This window comes from Sphingomonas aurantiaca, from assembly GCF_003050705.1.
Taxonomy (GTDB): Bacteria; Pseudomonadota; Alphaproteobacteria; order Sphingomonadales; family Sphingomonadaceae; genus Sphingomonas; species Sphingomonas aurantiaca.
In genome coordinates, this window is the sequence record NZ_QAOG01000008.1 from 1 (window position 1) to 14,143 (window position 14,143).

Below are 14,143 nucleotides of genomic sequence, written 5' to 3' on the forward strand. Positions count from 1 at the left end.
CTGCTCTTCCGTCAACCAAAACAGGTCGCTCATGCCAGTCTCCTTACGCAACCTGAATCAGATCGCGGCCATCACATCAATGGGTCCTGACCCTAGATGCAAGATGGCCAAGTTTTGGGCAGGTTAGCATCTGTTCTTTAAGCCGCATGATATGTGACCCGTCGTCTCGAAGATTGGCGCTGCCGAGGAGACGGGGCCGAGTTCATGGAAGATGGCACCATTGCCCCGATCAAGGTCGCAACGGGGGAGGTGCGCGGACATGGTCTGTCGATCGTCGATGTGACCACGAGGTGCGCCCCCGAGTGCATGGTCATGGACCGCGCGGCGCCTATACGTTCGGCCTTAACCACGGTGCCGGACGCGAGATCATAATCGCCGAAGGGTGCATAATTCACTCGTCCAGTGCGGCAGTGGAGCGGGTATTCGGCTATTCGGAACATGAGGTAGTCAGCCGCAACGTAAGACTGCTCACATCCGCGGATCACCGAAGCCGGCATGATAGCTATGTCGAGCGGTATCTGACGACTAGCGAGCGCCCGATTATCGGCACCGGCCGCGTCTTGGTTGGACAACGCACAGATGGTACCGGCTTCCCGATGGAACTGTCGGTTGGCGAGGCGGAACGCGCCGCCGGGCGCATCTTCACCGGCTTTATTCGCGATCTCACCACGCAGCAGCGGTTTGAGCTTCGCTTGGTGCACCCTGACCAGGCCACCGCTGCGGAGCTTGCTGTCGATCGCGAAGTCGAATAGCGCTCGGTCGCGCAGTCGCTTCTGCTGGTCGAGCCAGAAGCGTGTTGCCCAGACCTGTTGCTGTTTCAGCGCTCGCTTCGCACCGATCAGCCGGTCTTCGTTCCAAGGCCCAACTTCGCGAAAGGCGGGGTTCATTGACGGATGACCCATCGATCATCTCCATCGGCCCTGATCGGTCAATCGAGTATACGCATGCGCAGTAAACCGCCGGTTTCAAAATGTGGTTGATCAGCCGTCGACGATGCTGAACGAGTTGTTGGTTTCGGGCGGAGCCTGGCGGTCTCTGTGCGGCCGGAAGTGGGTCATCACCAGGGAGCCCTTCTCTTAAAGCGTAGGGTCCACAGATGTCAGATGGCTAGACGCTCAGGCGCAGCTACATGATCCTGCCGGGAGGTTGGCTTGAACAGCAGAAAACAGACATGCGCCGTGATCAAGACGATAGGAGCTAACCCGCAACACTATCTTGTTCCAATACCTCGGGCACATCGAGCGAACGTATAACCTGAGGGCGCCGGAGGCTGCGCGGATAGTTCATGGTGGAGTGGTGTTGATTCTCCTCGAAGGATTCGAACTGGAAGCGGCGCTATCGGCGCCGCAGCCGCATCGAGATCTTGTTCGGCCGCCTCAAGGATTGGCGCCGCGTGGCAACCCGCTACGACCGTTGCCCGACAGCCTTCTTCTCTGCGGTTGCCCTCGCTGCCACCGTCATCTTCTGGCTGTGATCAACGAGTTTTGACCCTAGGGCTTGGACTTCCAGTAGGAAATGACACCGTCCAACCCAGCACAAGCCCCCGATCAGTAACACTTGCGACGAACATCGCGATATCGGCTCGTTGTACTGGCGAGGGTGCGGTAACAACGCCTATCATCGGGCAGCCTCTATTTCTGCCTCGAGCCAGCGGATGCGTCCGACGATGGCAACGAAGAAGGCCGTAGACCAGCCCAACAGGATGATGCCGTTCGCGCTCTCTATCGCGCCGACGACCCGCCAGCCGGGACCCAGCACGACATCGCCATAGCCCACCGTTGTGTAGGATGCGGTGGAGAAATACAGTGCTGTCTCCAGCCCGGGCAGGGCGTGCACGACAATATAGAAACCGGCATACAGCCAGATTTCCGTGGCATGGAGCAGGAATAGGCCCGTCGCAGCCGCACCAATCGTGAGGGCTTGGCGTATCAGTTCGGCCTCACCGGCGCCCTTGCGATGTCGCCGCAGTAAAAGCATCAGACCACCGATGCCGAAAAGATGCATCGCGCACGTCACGGCAACCAGAGCGGTCGCGGCAAAGAGTTGGACGATCAGGTGCATGACCGGAGCGTCCACGAACGGCATCGTTCGCGCCATCCGTGGAATCCCTTAGCCACCGGGCTAGCGCCGGTGGACAAGCAGCATCGGCACGTCGCATTCCCTGAGCATGGTCCGTGTCGGACCGCCAAAGATCGCCTCGATCGTCCGGGCGTGACCGAAGCCGCCCATGACGACGAAGTCGTGACGCGCCATCGCGACCTCACGCAGCAGTGCCTCGCCCACGCGCTCGAAGCCGACCGGTTCGTTCTTGATCGTGCTCGTGATTCCGTGCCGCGCCAGATAGCGCGCGGCCTCTCCCACGCCGGTCGCCGTCGCGCCGTTGTCGACATGGAACAGAGTGACCGACTTGGCGACCTGAAGCAGCGGCAGCGCCGAACACAGCGCGGCCTCGGCATCCTGCGAGCCGTCCCACGCCACCAGCGCGCGTCCATGGACAGTGATGCCGCGACACGCGGGTGGCACGGCCAGGACCGGCTTGCCGGTATGGACGAGCAGATCGCCGATGACGTGCGTCATGTGCGGGAAAAACGCGTCGGCATCATCGGTGCTGACGACGATGAGGTCGATCAGCGCGGAGCGCGCTTCCAGCGTCTGCGACAGGAATCCGGTCGTGCTGGTCCAGTCGAACGGTACATCCTCGCGCTCGATCCTGGTACGCATGCGACTGGCATGCGCCGCCTCGATCGCGTTCTCTTCGGCAAGGAGCAATCCCCCCGCTGTCATCGGCACAGAATAATCACCGATATATTCGGGAACGATCGTCAGATCGAGGCATGCAAGATGGCCTTCCACCGCACGGGCGACATCAAGCGCGGCCTGATAGCGCGCCTCCTGGCCCTCATCGTCGTGGATCAGCAGAAGAATGCTCTTCATCAATCGTCTCCTTTCGTGGGTTGCCGGGAACGGTTACGAGGCGCGAACCAGGGTCGATAGGCACGGTTTCCCAGGTATCCGGGTCGGCGCCGGCACTGACGGTTCTGGTGCGATCGCGTCGTAGGATGCCTGGCCGAACAGCGCTCCCGCCCGACACGACGCGGCAAGCGTCTGGCATAGCGGCCGCAAGGTGCAGTCCGCACACTCCCTTGGATCGGCAATGGCGCGGCACTTCGCGCAATACGCCCTTGCCATCGCCGCATGGGGCAAGCGTGCGACCGAATCCTCGGCCGCTCCGGCCCGTCCAATTTCATCCCAGGCGCGCCGTCTTAAATAGGCCCGCTCGGCCGGGTTCGGATCGGCGGGGGGCCGCCCTCCCGGCGGTGGATCGACGATCATGATTCATACACCTCCACAAGAAGGGTATTCTCCAACATCGCGCATGTGCGCGCAGCGGTATGGCGGACGCGATCGAGTTGTGTGGTTGCGTACGCCGTACTCATGTTTGGCACGACCGACTCGATCATGACGTGCTCGCTTTGCTTCATGCCGAAGCCGCGCCACAGATAGACATCGAGGATTTCACGCAAGGACAGCACTTGCCCGCGCTCGCTCAGCCAGTCGAGCGGCAGACCGGACGTGCTGAACGACAGGAGCGGCTTGCCTGCCAGCCCTGTTTGCCCGCGCTGATCGTGGACGGCACGAAACGAGTAATTCGCGCCGAGGACGCGATCGATATACCCTTTCAGGATCGCCGGCGGCATGCCGTACCAGATCGGGTATACGAGAACGATGACGTCGGCGTCGCGGACATGATCCAGTTCCTCAGCGACATCGGCGCGCGGCGCCCATGGGGACTGGCCGGGGCGCTCGTCTTCCTTGAGCACCGGATCGAATCCCAGCGCATAAAGGTCGCGAACGACTGCCTTGTGACCGCGGTCGCGGACTTCCGCCGAATAGGCATCGACGATCGCGGTATCGAAACTCGCGGGTGACGGGTTGGCGCAGATGACCAAGTGCGTCGAACGCGCGGTCTGCGTTTTGGAAATATTGGTGTTCATGGTCGGAGTCATCGTCACGCCCCATCATGAGTGAACCGGCCGCATCATCGACCGGGATGCAGGCGCGAGATATGCGTAGTTATACTGAGGACCCGCACAGAAGTACGGGATAGCCTTGGCGATCAGGCAGACACGCGCGTGCTCCATGCAAGCCAGCCGGCCACGGCCAGGAGCGCAACAGCATAGGTCCGGCCGAGCCATTCCGACGTGTGGTTCGTAACCAAGATCCGCGACCGCGCGGCAAGCATCACGATGCTGCAATGGACCGTGGTGGCAATGACGAGGTGCACCGATCCCAGGGTCAACGCCTGAAGCGGCAAGCTGCCACGCTTGCCGTCGAGGAACGCCGGCAAAAGGACCGCATAGAGAATCGCGGCCTTCACGTTAAGCAGGTTGGCAAGCAGCCCGCGCGCGAAAAGCCGCGTTCTTTGCAACGGCAACTCATGCGCATTCGTCATCGGTTCTGGATGCCACGCATCTTTTGCCAGCCAGACCATGTAGACCACGCCGGACCAGCGCAGCGTCTCGTAGACATACCTGTTGTCGAGGAAGCCCTGCGCGACTCCGGCAACGGTTGCCGCGAGGTAGAGCGCCAAGCCAAGCGTGACGCCGGCGATCACAGTCAGTCCCGCGGATCGTCCCCGCTGGGCGGCGACGATGGCGAGATAGCCCATATTCGGTCCAGGCGTCAGTTCGATCAGCAGCGCCGTGGCGGTGAATCGCAGCAGCGTCGGGAGCGCTATCGGGCCTAGCGTCAGCGACATGTCATTCATGATCTACCGTCCACTGCGCATCGCACGTGTTCGTCCCCGACGCTTGGGCCTTGGCGAGGCAAGAGTGTTCGCCTAGCCCACGATCAGGATGGGCACCGTGCTGGCCTCGACGAAGTCGCGGGTCACCCCCCCCAGCACGATGTCGCGGACTCGCGAATGCGCAAACCCGCCGATCACGAGAAGATCGGCTTTCTGCTCCTTTGCATAGAGCGTCAGCGTTTCGGCGGGGGGTTTCACCGCGTTGACGATCCAGTGCCCCTCCGCCGCGAAGCCGTGCCGGGAGAGATGTCGTTTCACCTCGGCATGAGCATCCTTCTCGCGCCCGCATTGATGGAGCGTGTCGCCGACCGTCACGATGTCGATGGCAGCGCCCGGCTCCGCCAGTTGTATCAGGGTGTGCAGGGCGCGCGTGGCTTCGGGCGACGGCGTCCAGCCGAGTATCGCCCGATGAACCCAGGTGATGTCGGCGTCGTAGGGCAGGATCAGTAGCGGCGTACCGCTCGCCCGGATCAGCGTCTGCGCGACGCGCCGGCGCAGCCATGGTGTCGCCCAGGTCTCGAGCGCGCCCATGACGATGATATCCGCCACCTGCCGGCTCCGACGCAAATCCCCGGCGAGCCATGCCACATCGTCGTGAAAGCCAAAGACATCCCTGGGGCTATCGCAGTCCTTCAATGCGTCCTTTACCTGCGCGACGTTGGCGGCATCGTCGCCCATCAGGACGACCTCGGGCACGTACACCGCGCCAAAGGGGGCCAGAGCCGGAGACGTCATCGGTGCCGGGGTAAGAACGGCGACCTCCAGATGGGCGCCTCTCGCTTCCGCAAATCCGGCGACAGCCCGGAGGAAGGGGGCCGCGATATCGCCATTGTCGACGACGGCCAGAACGCTCTTGAGCATGATCGCTTCTCCTTGGAACGAGCAATGACAGCCAAATGCGCCGCTGGCCTTCCGTAGTTTCCCGTAGGCCCCCCGAAATTGATGCCGTCGATCGTGAAAGATGATGACGCAGCCGGCCAACGGCCAGCCGGTGCGGGCGATACGTCGCTACCAGCACGAGGAGGCCATCCCAGAGGACGCAGGCTAGCGTCCTACTGCGACAGGGTTTGTCGCGCAGCGCGGCGAGCCGGGACCGGCGGCCGGCTTTGGGCCTGGTCGGCAAGCGTCACGGGATGGACGGCGAGTATTCGGCTGGGGGAATCCCCCCCCCCCCGCTGCGCGCGATTGCCTTGCGGACCAGCGGCTTGCACGTTTCGAGCAGCGCGAGCCCGGCGATCGGCACGTGCACCGCGAAGATGAACGCCATGGCCTTGCGGAGATTGTCGTAGATCCGCCGTCCCAGCCGCACGGATCGACGATCGCGCCGAAATCATCGTCAATCAGCATGATCGCGGCGGCTTCGCGCGCGACGTCGGTCCCGCGCTTGCCCTTCGCCACGCCGATATGCTCCAGCGTCGCGGGCGACTGTCCGATCCGGCCCAGCTCGGTACGGGGCCCGGTCGTGAGAACGCGCGCAAGCCCGCTGTCGCACGTGATGAGTTAGCTCGGATAGACCAAGGGCCGGGCTTTGCCCACGGGCGGCGATTCCCCGGGTGAGAAGCGACCCGTCGGTCCGGAGATCGGCGGCGATCCCGCCCCGGGCGAGCCGCGTCGCCTATAACGAAACTGGGCGCTTCATTATTGGCGACGAGCGCCTTGCAGTTGGAGAATGTCCTTTGTGGGTCGAACGCGTCAATCTGTCGGGCATTGCCGAATCTACCTCGGTTTTGAGGTCACGCAGCAGCCCAGCGCAACTTGTCATCACGTTCGGCCCCACGCAGTCCCTTCGATCGGGTGAAATCACGCGCTTGCTGAGAACGAGTTTTCCAGAAGCGATCCTATTTGGCTGCAGCACCGGAACAACCGTCGAAGGCCGCTCCCTATCGGACACCAACACCGTCGCTGTCGCGATTGGATTCGAAACATCCTGGGCACGGGTCGCGATCGAACGCATTGCCGACATGTCGGACTCCTATCGAGCCGGCCAAGCGATTGGCCTCGAGCTAGGTGGCGAACAGCTCGTAGGCGTGCTTGTTCTATCGGATGGACTTGCCGTCAACGGTAGCGCGCTTGTCAACGGCCTGAAGAATACCCTGCCAGAGCATGTCAAAATCAGCGGGGGGCTGGCCGGGGATGGCGCACAATTCGCCGATACGTTGGTAACGGTCGGCGATCTTGCAGAATCGGGGCTTATTGCAGCAGTGGGATTGTACGGACCGTCGCTGCGCATGACGCATGAAGCCGCCGGCGGATGGGATGAGTTTGGGCCCGTGCGCATAATTACGCGATCGGACGATTCCATCCTTTATGAACTGGACGGCAAGCCGGCACTCGACCTCTACGAAACCTACCTCGGCGACGAAGCCGCCGCTCTGCCAGCCTCTGCCCTGCTCTATCCTCTTAAAATCTGGGACCCTGCCTGCCCAGACGATGAAGTCGTTCGTACTGTCCTAAGCGTCGATCATGCGCGTCGCTCGATGAAGTTCGCGGGCGACATTCCCCAGGGCTGGAAAGCCCGCCTGATGCGCGGCTCGTTCGAGCGCCTGATCGACAGCGCTGCCGAGGCAGCGGATAGCGCCAAATCGCAAATGGAAAACCAAACCAGTTATGACGGCCTATGCCTAATCGTAAGTTGTGTCGGACGCCGCCTGCTCATGGGACAACAAACAGAAGAGGAAATTGACGTGGTTTACTCGTCTATCGGTGGATCTTTCCCGATAGTCGGTTTCTATTCATACGGCGAGATTTTAGCTAACAGCAAGACCGGACCTTCCGGCCTCCATAACCAGACGATCACGTTGACGATGATCTCAGAGGTCGCGTAATGTCTTACCACCCACTGTTAAATCGTCAGTTGTTAAAAGCGAAATGTGACGACGAATCCATCGACGTACCGACACTCCTTTCGCTCGTTTCAACAGCCTACCAGGAAAAGGACATCGATCGAAAACGTGCAGACCATGCCAATCGTGTAATGGCAGACGAACTCAATGTCACACTGTCCGAGCTTGCGCTGCAGAACATGCGGTTCAGGGCTGCGATGGACAATATGTATCATGGCCTCTCCCTGTTCGACGAGCAGGGGCGATTAGTCGTTTGCAACTCCCGCTTCCTGGAGATCTATGGCATCGATGGCGAGACTTCACCGATCGGCCTTGAGCTTCCAGAGATTCTAGGCCGTTGCGATGCACTGTCTCGCGCGAACGATCTCGACAAGAGGCTTATCATAAGAGAGCATATCTGCCTGGACCGGCTGGATCGGACCCCGATCGAGCAACAATGGCCCGATGGACGCTGGGTGGAATTGACGCGCACCAGCGTCGCTGATGGCGGTTTCCTAGACACGATCGTCGATATTACGGGTGCCCACCAAGCATCCGACAAGATTGCCCATTTGGCACGGCACGATCATCTCACCGACCTTCCCAATCGAGTCCTTCTGCGCGAACGGATCCTTGAGATATATAGGAACAGGCGGCGACAGCAGAAGTGCGCCATCCTTTTTCTTGACCTTGACGGCTTCAAGGCGGTGAATGACACGCTCGGACACGCCATTGGTGACCTGCTCCTCGTAGAGGTAAGCCGACGCCTACTATCCATAGTTAGGGAGATGGACGTCGTAGCACGCCTCGGCGGCGATGAATTCGCAATCGTCGTGCAGCACATTCGATCACGGTCGAGTCCGCAACGCTTTGCGCGAAGAGTCATTAATTTGCTGAATAGACCCTTTACTATCGAGGGTTACAAAATACACGTCGGCGCCAGCGTAGGAATCGACATCATAGACGCTTCGGAGATGGATGCAGATCAGATACTTCGAAATGCCGATATCGCGCTCTATCAAGCGAAGGCGGATGGTAAAAACACGGCCAGACTTTACGACCCTGCCATGCACGCCGCGGTTACAGCTCGGCGGCAGCTTGAGGTGGACTTGTCGAATGCCGTCCTTTTCAAGCAGTTCGAGGTATTCTACCAGCCTCAAATAGACCTTGAGGCTGGAACTGTCTCAGGGTTCGAGGCTCTGGCGCGATGGCGGCATAGCGGCCGAGGCATGATCTCGCCTACGGAGTTCATCCCTATGTGCGAAGAAAATGGGCTGATCGAGGAGCTTGGCGCGCAAATTCTGGAAGTTGCGTGCAAGGATGCGATGGCCTGGCCGGCGTGCGTAACGGTTTCTGTCAACCTTTCCCCGGTGCAGTTCAAATCGGGAAATCTTCCAACTATCGTCAAGGACGTCCTCGAAAAGATCGGATTTCCTGGAAGCCGCCTGGAACTTGAGATTACCGAAAGCGCAATTTTTGATCGCTCATCCGGTATCATCTCCCAGTTAAGCGAGATAAGAAAACTCGGCATTAGAGTTTCACTCGACGATTTTGGAACTGGATACTCATCTTTGAGCCATATAAGAAGCTTTCCGTTTGATCGAATAAAGATTGACCAATCCTTCGTACGCGAACTCGGCGCTGATGCAGAGAGCTTGGCTATCGTGCGAGCCGTCGTCGGGCTGTGCGAGAATCTAGGTATCCAATCTACTGCTGAGGGCGTCGAGACTCACAAGCAGCTGGACGTTCTCCAACATGAGCAGTGTCGGAGTGTTCAGGGGTATCTGTTCAGTGAGCCGGTCACAATGTCGGAGACTATGAAGATCATATCCGAATTTAATACGGACCCGCCCAAGCAAATTTCGATCAGGAGAAGGGCTGCGTGAACGTATGTGCTGCGATGTTGCAGCGTGGTCCAGCGCCAGGGCTCAGACTCATTCACAGCCAGAAGACGATAGCTGTAGCTAGCGCGGCAGCTGACAGGAAGTCAGCGGCGAGTTTGTCGTACCGGGTGGCGACACGGCGGAAGTCTTTCCGGCAACGATAAGCGTTTTCGACGAGATGGCGACCGCGGTACCGCTGGTTGTGGTGCGAACTGTTCGCTTCGGTTTGCGCCCTCCGGGGGATCACCGGGATAGCGCCTACTTTACGAGTCTAACGGCGAATACTGTGAGCATCGTAGCCTTTATCGCCAAGCAGGTACCGCAGCCGCCCAGCGCGTTCGAGAAGGGTGGGCGCGGCTTTGATGTTGCTCGCGGTGTGCGGCGTCAGCATCAGCGCAGATGGGCCTACCGTGCAGCACCTCTGTAGAGGCGGGGACGCCGCGCCGGGCGTCGACATCATGCTTCGCTGCGCCTTTTCTAAGCTTCGGGCCGTATCCGTACTCTTTCATCTCCACCTGAGTATTTCGCGCAGAGAACATCATGGGGCCCCGCAGCCATGCCGCAAACGCAGGTTGGCAGCGTGTGCAAGCGCCACCAATATGCCGCCAGTTACCGTGACCGCGCGCTCGATGCCGCCTTCCGACAGGGCGAAGGCACCTATCATCAGCAGGCTCAGTCCGGCGGCTCCAAGGCACAGTGGCCACAAAGCCGCGTGACGGGCACGTCCGCCGAGTAGCGCGATCGCCGCGAGCGGTACCGCCAACAGCAGCACCCAACGATGAAAGCTTTCGGGTATGACGATGATCGCGGCCGCCGCCGGCACAGCCGCCAGGAGGAGCGGCAACGCGAGGCAGTGGACCATGCAGGCTGCCGAGCCCGCCATGGCTGCTCGGTCGAGCCAATCCATTCCGCACGTCCCTGTCGTTCTCATCTTGCCACAACCAATTTTATCAACGTAATGATACATTGTATCATACAATATGAGGTTGGTCGATGCTACGAGATGAGACGCCGCTGTTACCCGTCACGGTCCTTTCAGGGTTCCTGGGGGCCGGGAAGACGACGCCCCTCAATCACATCCTCGCCGACTACGAAGACCGGCGCGTGGCGGTGATCGTCAACGACATGTCCGAGGTGAACATCAACGCCAACCTGGTACGGAGCGGTGATACCGCGCCGCCTGGATGCCTGCCTCGTGCCGGCGACCGCGTTTACGCCCCGGTTGTGGGAGCATCTGCCCCATCCGTTCCCCGCCTGGGGCGTGCGGGAGACGGCGTGATGAACGGTGCGTCGATCCTTGCCCCGCCCCGCTCCCACGTCCATCGCACGCAGACCGTCGATGCTCTCGCGGCGATCCTCGACCCGCATGTAAATCTTGCGATCTGGGAGCGACCCGCCCTCGTGCCGGTCGGATCGCTGGACGGCTTCGCCACCATCCAGATGACGATATCGGTCGATCACGCGCACGCCGCGCTGACCGATGCGCTCGCGCGGCAGCCCCCGGCCGCCTGGCATGCCGATATCGCCGCGGATGTCGCTGCGCTCACAGCGTCCTTTGCGGCGATCATGGCGCTGTCGCACGTCGTGATCCGGCTCGAGCGGGTGGTCGGCGACGCCTGCAAACGCTGGCATGCGGATTACGTGCCCGTTCGGCTGATCAGCACCTATTGCGGATCGGGCACGCAGTGGATCGAGCGGTCGATTGACCGCGCCGGTGGATCGCCAGTCGAGAGGCCGCGATCGCTCACGCCCGGCGCGGTCGGCCTGTTCAAGGGGCGCATCCTCGCCGGCGAGCAGGCGATCGTCCACCGCTCGCCGCCGATCGCGGGTACCGGCGAGACGCGGTTGCTGCTGGTGATCGATAGTCCACCCCCGGCGGAAACCGCCGCGCTGTGGGAGCAGGCGATGCAACGTGGCTGACATATTCGCGGCGCATCGTCGTCACGCGATCGGCGAGCGCCGTCTCGCTCTTCCCATGATCCAAGCCATCAGGATCCAGACTTCATGACTCGCTTGCCGCTTCTCATCGCCGTCACGCTGGCGAGCCTTGGCGCCGTTGCCGGTGCGCAGCAGGCGCTCGGGCCGGCGGGGTATCTCAAGCCGGGTGCGTTCGACGTGCTGGCCGTCCTGCCGCGCGCCCCGAAGCCGACCGACCCGCGCGGGCTCGCCGACCGCGCGATCTTCACGGCGACGCGCGCTTTACAGGGGAGTCCGCGCTGGGCGATGGCGACCAACGACGTGAAGCTGGCACCCGCCGATCTGTTCCGCGATTTCAGTTGCGCCATGGGGATCGCAATGACGCCTGAAAACGCGCCACGGACCGCCGCACTACTTCGGCGCGCGATGGTCGACACGGCACGCCAGACCGGGATCGCCAAGACAGTCTACAAGCGGCAGCGACCGTTCCTGATCGACCGGGGGCCGATCTGCCAGCCCGCGGCCGAGGTCGCGGACAGCTATGATTATCCGTCGGGCCATACGACCGCGGGGTGGACGATGGCGACTTTGCTCGCACAGATCGCGCCCGATCGCGCAACGCCGCTGCTCGCGCGCGGCCGGGCGTATGGCGAAAGCCGGATCGTGTGCGGCGTCCACAATGCCAGCGCGGTCGAAACGGGGCGGCTGTCCGCGTCGTCGACGCTGACCGCGCTGCAGGGGGACCCGGCGTTCACGGCCGATCTCGCCGCGGCCAAGCAGGAAATCGCGACGCTCCGGCAGACCGCAAGCGCGGCGACGCTCGACACGGCACTCTGCACACGCGAGGCGGCACTCGTCGCCCAGCCCCTCTACTGACGAGACAGTGATGACCAATACGACCGGCTCAGGCCTAATCCTCAATCGCCGCACCATGATCGGTGCCGCCGCGGCGCTGGTTGGCGCACCCGCGATCCTGCGCGCGCAGCAACTCTTCGCCGCCTACCCGTTTCGCCTCGGCATCGCGGCGGGGGATCCGGCCGCGGACGGGTTCGTGATCTGGACCCGGCTCGCTCCCGACCCGCTGGCCGAGCATGGCGGCATGCCGATGCAGCCGGTCGAGGTCGAGTGGCAGGTCGCGACCGATCCGCGCTTTGCGACGCTGGTAGCCGGTGGCAAGGCGCTCGCGCGTCCCGAACTCGCGCATTCGGTCCATGTCGAGGTCGCCGGGCTGTTGCCAGACCGCCCCTATTGGTACCGTTTCACGGTCGGCAGCGAACGCTCGACCGCGGGATGTGCGCGCACGCTACCCGTTGCGGGCGCATCGCTCGACCGGCTGCGCTTCGCGGTCGCCGGCTGCCAGAATTACGAGGACGGGCTCTACACCGCCTATCGCCACCTCGCGGCGGACGATCCCGCCTTCGTCTTCCATTATGGCGACTATATCTACGAAGGCCGGAGCGCGCCGATGCCCGTCGGCTATGACGGCAAGCCACGCCGCTTCGTCCGCGAGCATGCCGGGCAGAAGCTGTTCGACCTCGCCGATTATCGCCGCCGCTACGCCCAGTACAAGAGCGACCCGGATCTTCAGGCAGCACACGCCGCGGCAGCGTGGTTCGTGACCTTCGACGATCACGAGGTCGAGAACAACTGGGTCGGCGAGATCGACCAGGAGAAGGATCCGCCCGAGGTGTTCGCGCTACGCCGGGCGGCGGCGTTCCAGGCCTATTACGAGCATATGCCGCTGCGCCGCTCGGCATTTCCGGGACCAGCGGGCATGCAGATCTATCGCCGCGCGACGATCGGCAATCTGCTCGACCTGCATTTGCTCGACACCCGGCAGTTCCGGACCGACCAGCCCTGCGACGATGGCTTCAAGCCGCGCTGTGCGGGGTGGGCCGATCCCGCCGCACAAGTAATGGGACAAACCCAGGAGGCATGGCTGTCCACGGCGCTGAAGCAGAAGAGCGCGCGCTGGAACGCACTGGCGCAACAGGTGATGATGATGCCGCTCGACCGGCGGACGGGTGACGAACTTGCGCCGATCCGCAACATGGATAGCTGGGGCGGCTACGACGCGCCACGCGAGCGCGTGCTGAAGATGGTCCAAGGCCTCGACAACATGGTCGTGCTGACCGGCGACGAGCATCAGAATTATGCGGGCGTCCTGCGCACCCAAGGCGGCCAGGGGGATGCCGTCGCGGTCGAGTTCGTCGGCACGTCGATCACCTCGGGCGGCGATGGCGCGGACCGGCGGGTCGGCGAAGACCGCCTCCGCGCGCGCAACCCGTTCCTCGCCTGGACCAACGACCGGCGCGGTTACCTGCTGTGTGATGTGGATGCGGACCAGTGGAAGACCGAGTTCCGCACCGTCGATACCGTCACCCGCCCCGATGGCATGATCAAGACGTCCGGTACGGCGATCGTCGAGCATGGCCGTGCCGCCGTGACGGTAACCTGACGTCACCTTAACAGGGTATTCGATACCTCGATCTGGGCCGCTGCGGGCAAGCGGCGCGTATAAGCATCGGATACCCTGAGTGTGCACTTTGAACGGTAAACCGCCGCGGCGATAGGTGCCTGGGCATGGCAAACCGAACCCATCCTCGCGCATCTCCTCCCTCCCCAGCGCCTGCTAAATCTTCTCGGTGATCGACACACCGCAACTCGCATCATCCCAATATTTGCCGTGAGTCTTTTTAGCCAAGGGATCGTTG

General features: G+C 62.1%; 12 protein-coding genes and 2 pseudogenes. 7 read left to right on the top strand and 7 right to left on the bottom strand.

The window, feature by feature from the left end; genetic code table 11:
- Nucleotides 1-146: 146 nt before the first annotated feature.
- Both C8J26_RS21230 and C8J26_RS18100 read left to right on the top strand, forming a co-directional pair.
- Entirely contained in the window at nucleotides 147-752 is a 606-nt protein-coding gene (locus tag C8J26_RS21230; RefSeq protein WP_425275420.1) for a PAS domain S-box protein, read from the top strand.
- Between the two features lie 575 nt (nucleotides 753-1,327).
- Nucleotides 1,328-1,474, top strand: a pseudogene (locus C8J26_RS18100) (transposase); the annotation flags it as partial.
- 143 nt (nucleotides 1,475-1,617) lie between these two features.
- Here C8J26_RS18100 and C8J26_RS18105 read toward each other — a convergent pair.
- The 6 genes and pseudogenes from C8J26_RS18105 to C8J26_RS18130 all read right to left on the bottom strand — a co-directional run.
- Nucleotides 1,618-2,097 carry a potassium channel family protein gene (locus C8J26_RS18105; protein ID WP_244185391.1) on the bottom strand — a complete coding sequence of 160 codons (480 nt, stop codon included), beginning with the start codon at nucleotides 2,095-2,097 and terminating at the stop codon, nucleotides 1,618-1,620.
- 24 nt (nucleotides 2,098-2,121) lie between these two features.
- On the bottom strand, nucleotides 2,122-2,934 hold the full coding sequence (locus C8J26_RS18110) for a universal stress protein (protein WP_107959578.1): 813 nt from the start codon (nucleotides 2,932-2,934) through the stop codon (nucleotides 2,122-2,124).
- A gap of 395 nt (nucleotides 2,935-3,329) precedes the next feature.
- On the bottom strand, nucleotides 3,330-3,995 hold the full coding sequence (locus C8J26_RS18115) for an NAD(P)H-dependent oxidoreductase (protein ID WP_167398900.1): 666 nt from the start codon (nucleotides 3,993-3,995) through the stop codon (nucleotides 3,330-3,332).
- 122 nt (nucleotides 3,996-4,117) lie between these two features.
- Nucleotides 4,118-4,768, bottom strand: coding sequence for a LysE family translocator (locus C8J26_RS18120; RefSeq protein ID WP_107959580.1), 651 nt, complete (start codon nucleotides 4,766-4,768; stop codon nucleotides 4,118-4,120).
- Nucleotides 4,769-4,840: 72 nt separating this feature from the next.
- Nucleotides 4,841-5,668 (bottom strand): universal stress protein, encoded by an 828-nt coding sequence (locus C8J26_RS18125; protein ID WP_107959581.1) that lies wholly within the window; start codon nucleotides 5,666-5,668, stop codon nucleotides 4,841-4,843.
- Nucleotides 5,669-6,023: 355 nt separating this feature from the next.
- Nucleotides 6,024-6,214, bottom strand: a pseudogene (locus C8J26_RS18130) (hypothetical protein); the annotation flags it as partial.
- A 146-nt stretch (nucleotides 6,215-6,360) separates the two neighbouring features.
- Between C8J26_RS18130 and C8J26_RS18135 the strand changes: the two are divergent.
- Both C8J26_RS18135 and C8J26_RS18140 read left to right on the top strand, forming a co-directional pair.
- Entirely contained in the window at nucleotides 6,361-7,632 is a 1,272-nt protein-coding gene (locus C8J26_RS18135) for an FIST signal transduction protein (protein WP_107959582.1), read from the top strand.
- Nucleotides 7,632-9,515 carry a putative bifunctional diguanylate cyclase/phosphodiesterase gene (locus C8J26_RS18140; RefSeq protein WP_107959583.1) on the top strand — a complete coding sequence of 628 codons (1,884 nt, stop codon included), beginning with the start codon at nucleotides 7,632-7,634 and terminating at the stop codon, nucleotides 9,513-9,515. Before C8J26_RS18135 ends, C8J26_RS18140 begins: the two co-directional genes overlap by 1 nt.
- 535 nt (nucleotides 9,516-10,050) lie before the next feature.
- Here the strand turns inward: C8J26_RS18140 and C8J26_RS18150 are convergent.
- Nucleotides 10,051-10,419 carry a MerC domain-containing protein gene (locus C8J26_RS18150; RefSeq protein WP_056414523.1) on the bottom strand — a complete coding sequence of 123 codons (369 nt, stop codon included), beginning with the start codon at nucleotides 10,417-10,419 and terminating at the stop codon, nucleotides 10,051-10,053.
- 86 nt (nucleotides 10,420-10,505) lie between these two features.
- Between C8J26_RS18150 and C8J26_RS20610 the strand changes: the two genes are divergently transcribed.
- From C8J26_RS20610 to C8J26_RS18165, 3 genes are all read left to right on the top strand, one after another.
- Nucleotides 10,506-11,432, top strand: coding sequence for a DUF1826 domain-containing protein (locus C8J26_RS20610; protein ID WP_167398901.1), 927 nt, complete (start codon nucleotides 10,506-10,508; stop codon nucleotides 11,430-11,432).
- 84 nt (nucleotides 11,433-11,516) lie between these two features.
- Nucleotides 11,517-12,305: an acid phosphatase gene (locus C8J26_RS18160; protein ID WP_107959585.1), complete on the top strand. Its 789-nt coding sequence runs from the start codon at nucleotides 11,517-11,519 to the stop codon at nucleotides 12,303-12,305.
- A gap of 10 nt (nucleotides 12,306-12,315) precedes the next feature.
- Nucleotides 12,316-13,887 carry an alkaline phosphatase D family protein gene (locus C8J26_RS18165; RefSeq protein ID WP_107959586.1) on the top strand — a complete coding sequence of 524 codons (1,572 nt, stop codon included), beginning with the start codon at nucleotides 12,316-12,318 and terminating at the stop codon, nucleotides 13,885-13,887.
- The last annotated feature ends 256 nt before the right edge of the window (nucleotides 13,888-14,143 follow it).

What these genes read in the sequence shown, in the direction of transcription:
- C8J26_RS21230 (WP_425275420.1), top strand. Translation starts at nt 147, where the DNA reads ATGATATGTGACCCGTCGTCTCGAAGATTGGCGCTGCCGAGGAGACGG.
- C8J26_RS18105 (WP_244185391.1), bottom strand. Translation starts at nt 2,097, where the DNA reads ATGGCGCGAACGATGCCGTTCGTGGACGCTCCGGTCATGCACCTGATC.
- C8J26_RS18110 (WP_107959578.1), bottom strand. Translation starts at nt 2,934, where the DNA reads ATGAAGAGCATTCTTCTGCTGATCCACGACGATGAGGGCCAGGAGGCG.
- C8J26_RS18115 (WP_167398900.1), bottom strand. Translation starts at nt 3,995, where the DNA reads ATGAACACCAATATTTCCAAAACGCAGACCGCGCGTTCGACGCACTTG.
- C8J26_RS18120 (WP_107959580.1), bottom strand. Translation starts at nt 4,768, where the DNA reads ATGAATGACATGTCGCTGACGCTAGGCCCGATAGCGCTCCCGACGCTG.
- C8J26_RS18125 (WP_107959581.1), bottom strand. Translation starts at nt 5,668, where the DNA reads ATGCTCAAGAGCGTTCTGGCCGTCGTCGACAATGGCGATATCGCGGCC.
- C8J26_RS18140 (WP_107959583.1), top strand. Translation starts at nt 7,632, where the DNA reads ATGTCTTACCACCCACTGTTAAATCGTCAGTTGTTAAAAGCGAAATGT.
- C8J26_RS18150 (WP_056414523.1), bottom strand. Translation starts at nt 10,419, where the DNA reads ATGGATTGGCTCGACCGAGCAGCCATGGCGGGCTCGGCAGCCTGCATG.
- C8J26_RS20610 (WP_167398901.1), top strand. Translation starts at nt 10,506, where the DNA reads ATGCTACGAGATGAGACGCCGCTGTTACCCGTCACGGTCCTTTCAGGG.
- C8J26_RS18160 (WP_107959585.1), top strand. Translation starts at nt 11,517, where the DNA reads ATGACTCGCTTGCCGCTTCTCATCGCCGTCACGCTGGCGAGCCTTGGC.
- C8J26_RS18165 (WP_107959586.1), top strand. Translation starts at nt 12,316, where the DNA reads ATGACCAATACGACCGGCTCAGGCCTAATCCTCAATCGCCGCACCATG.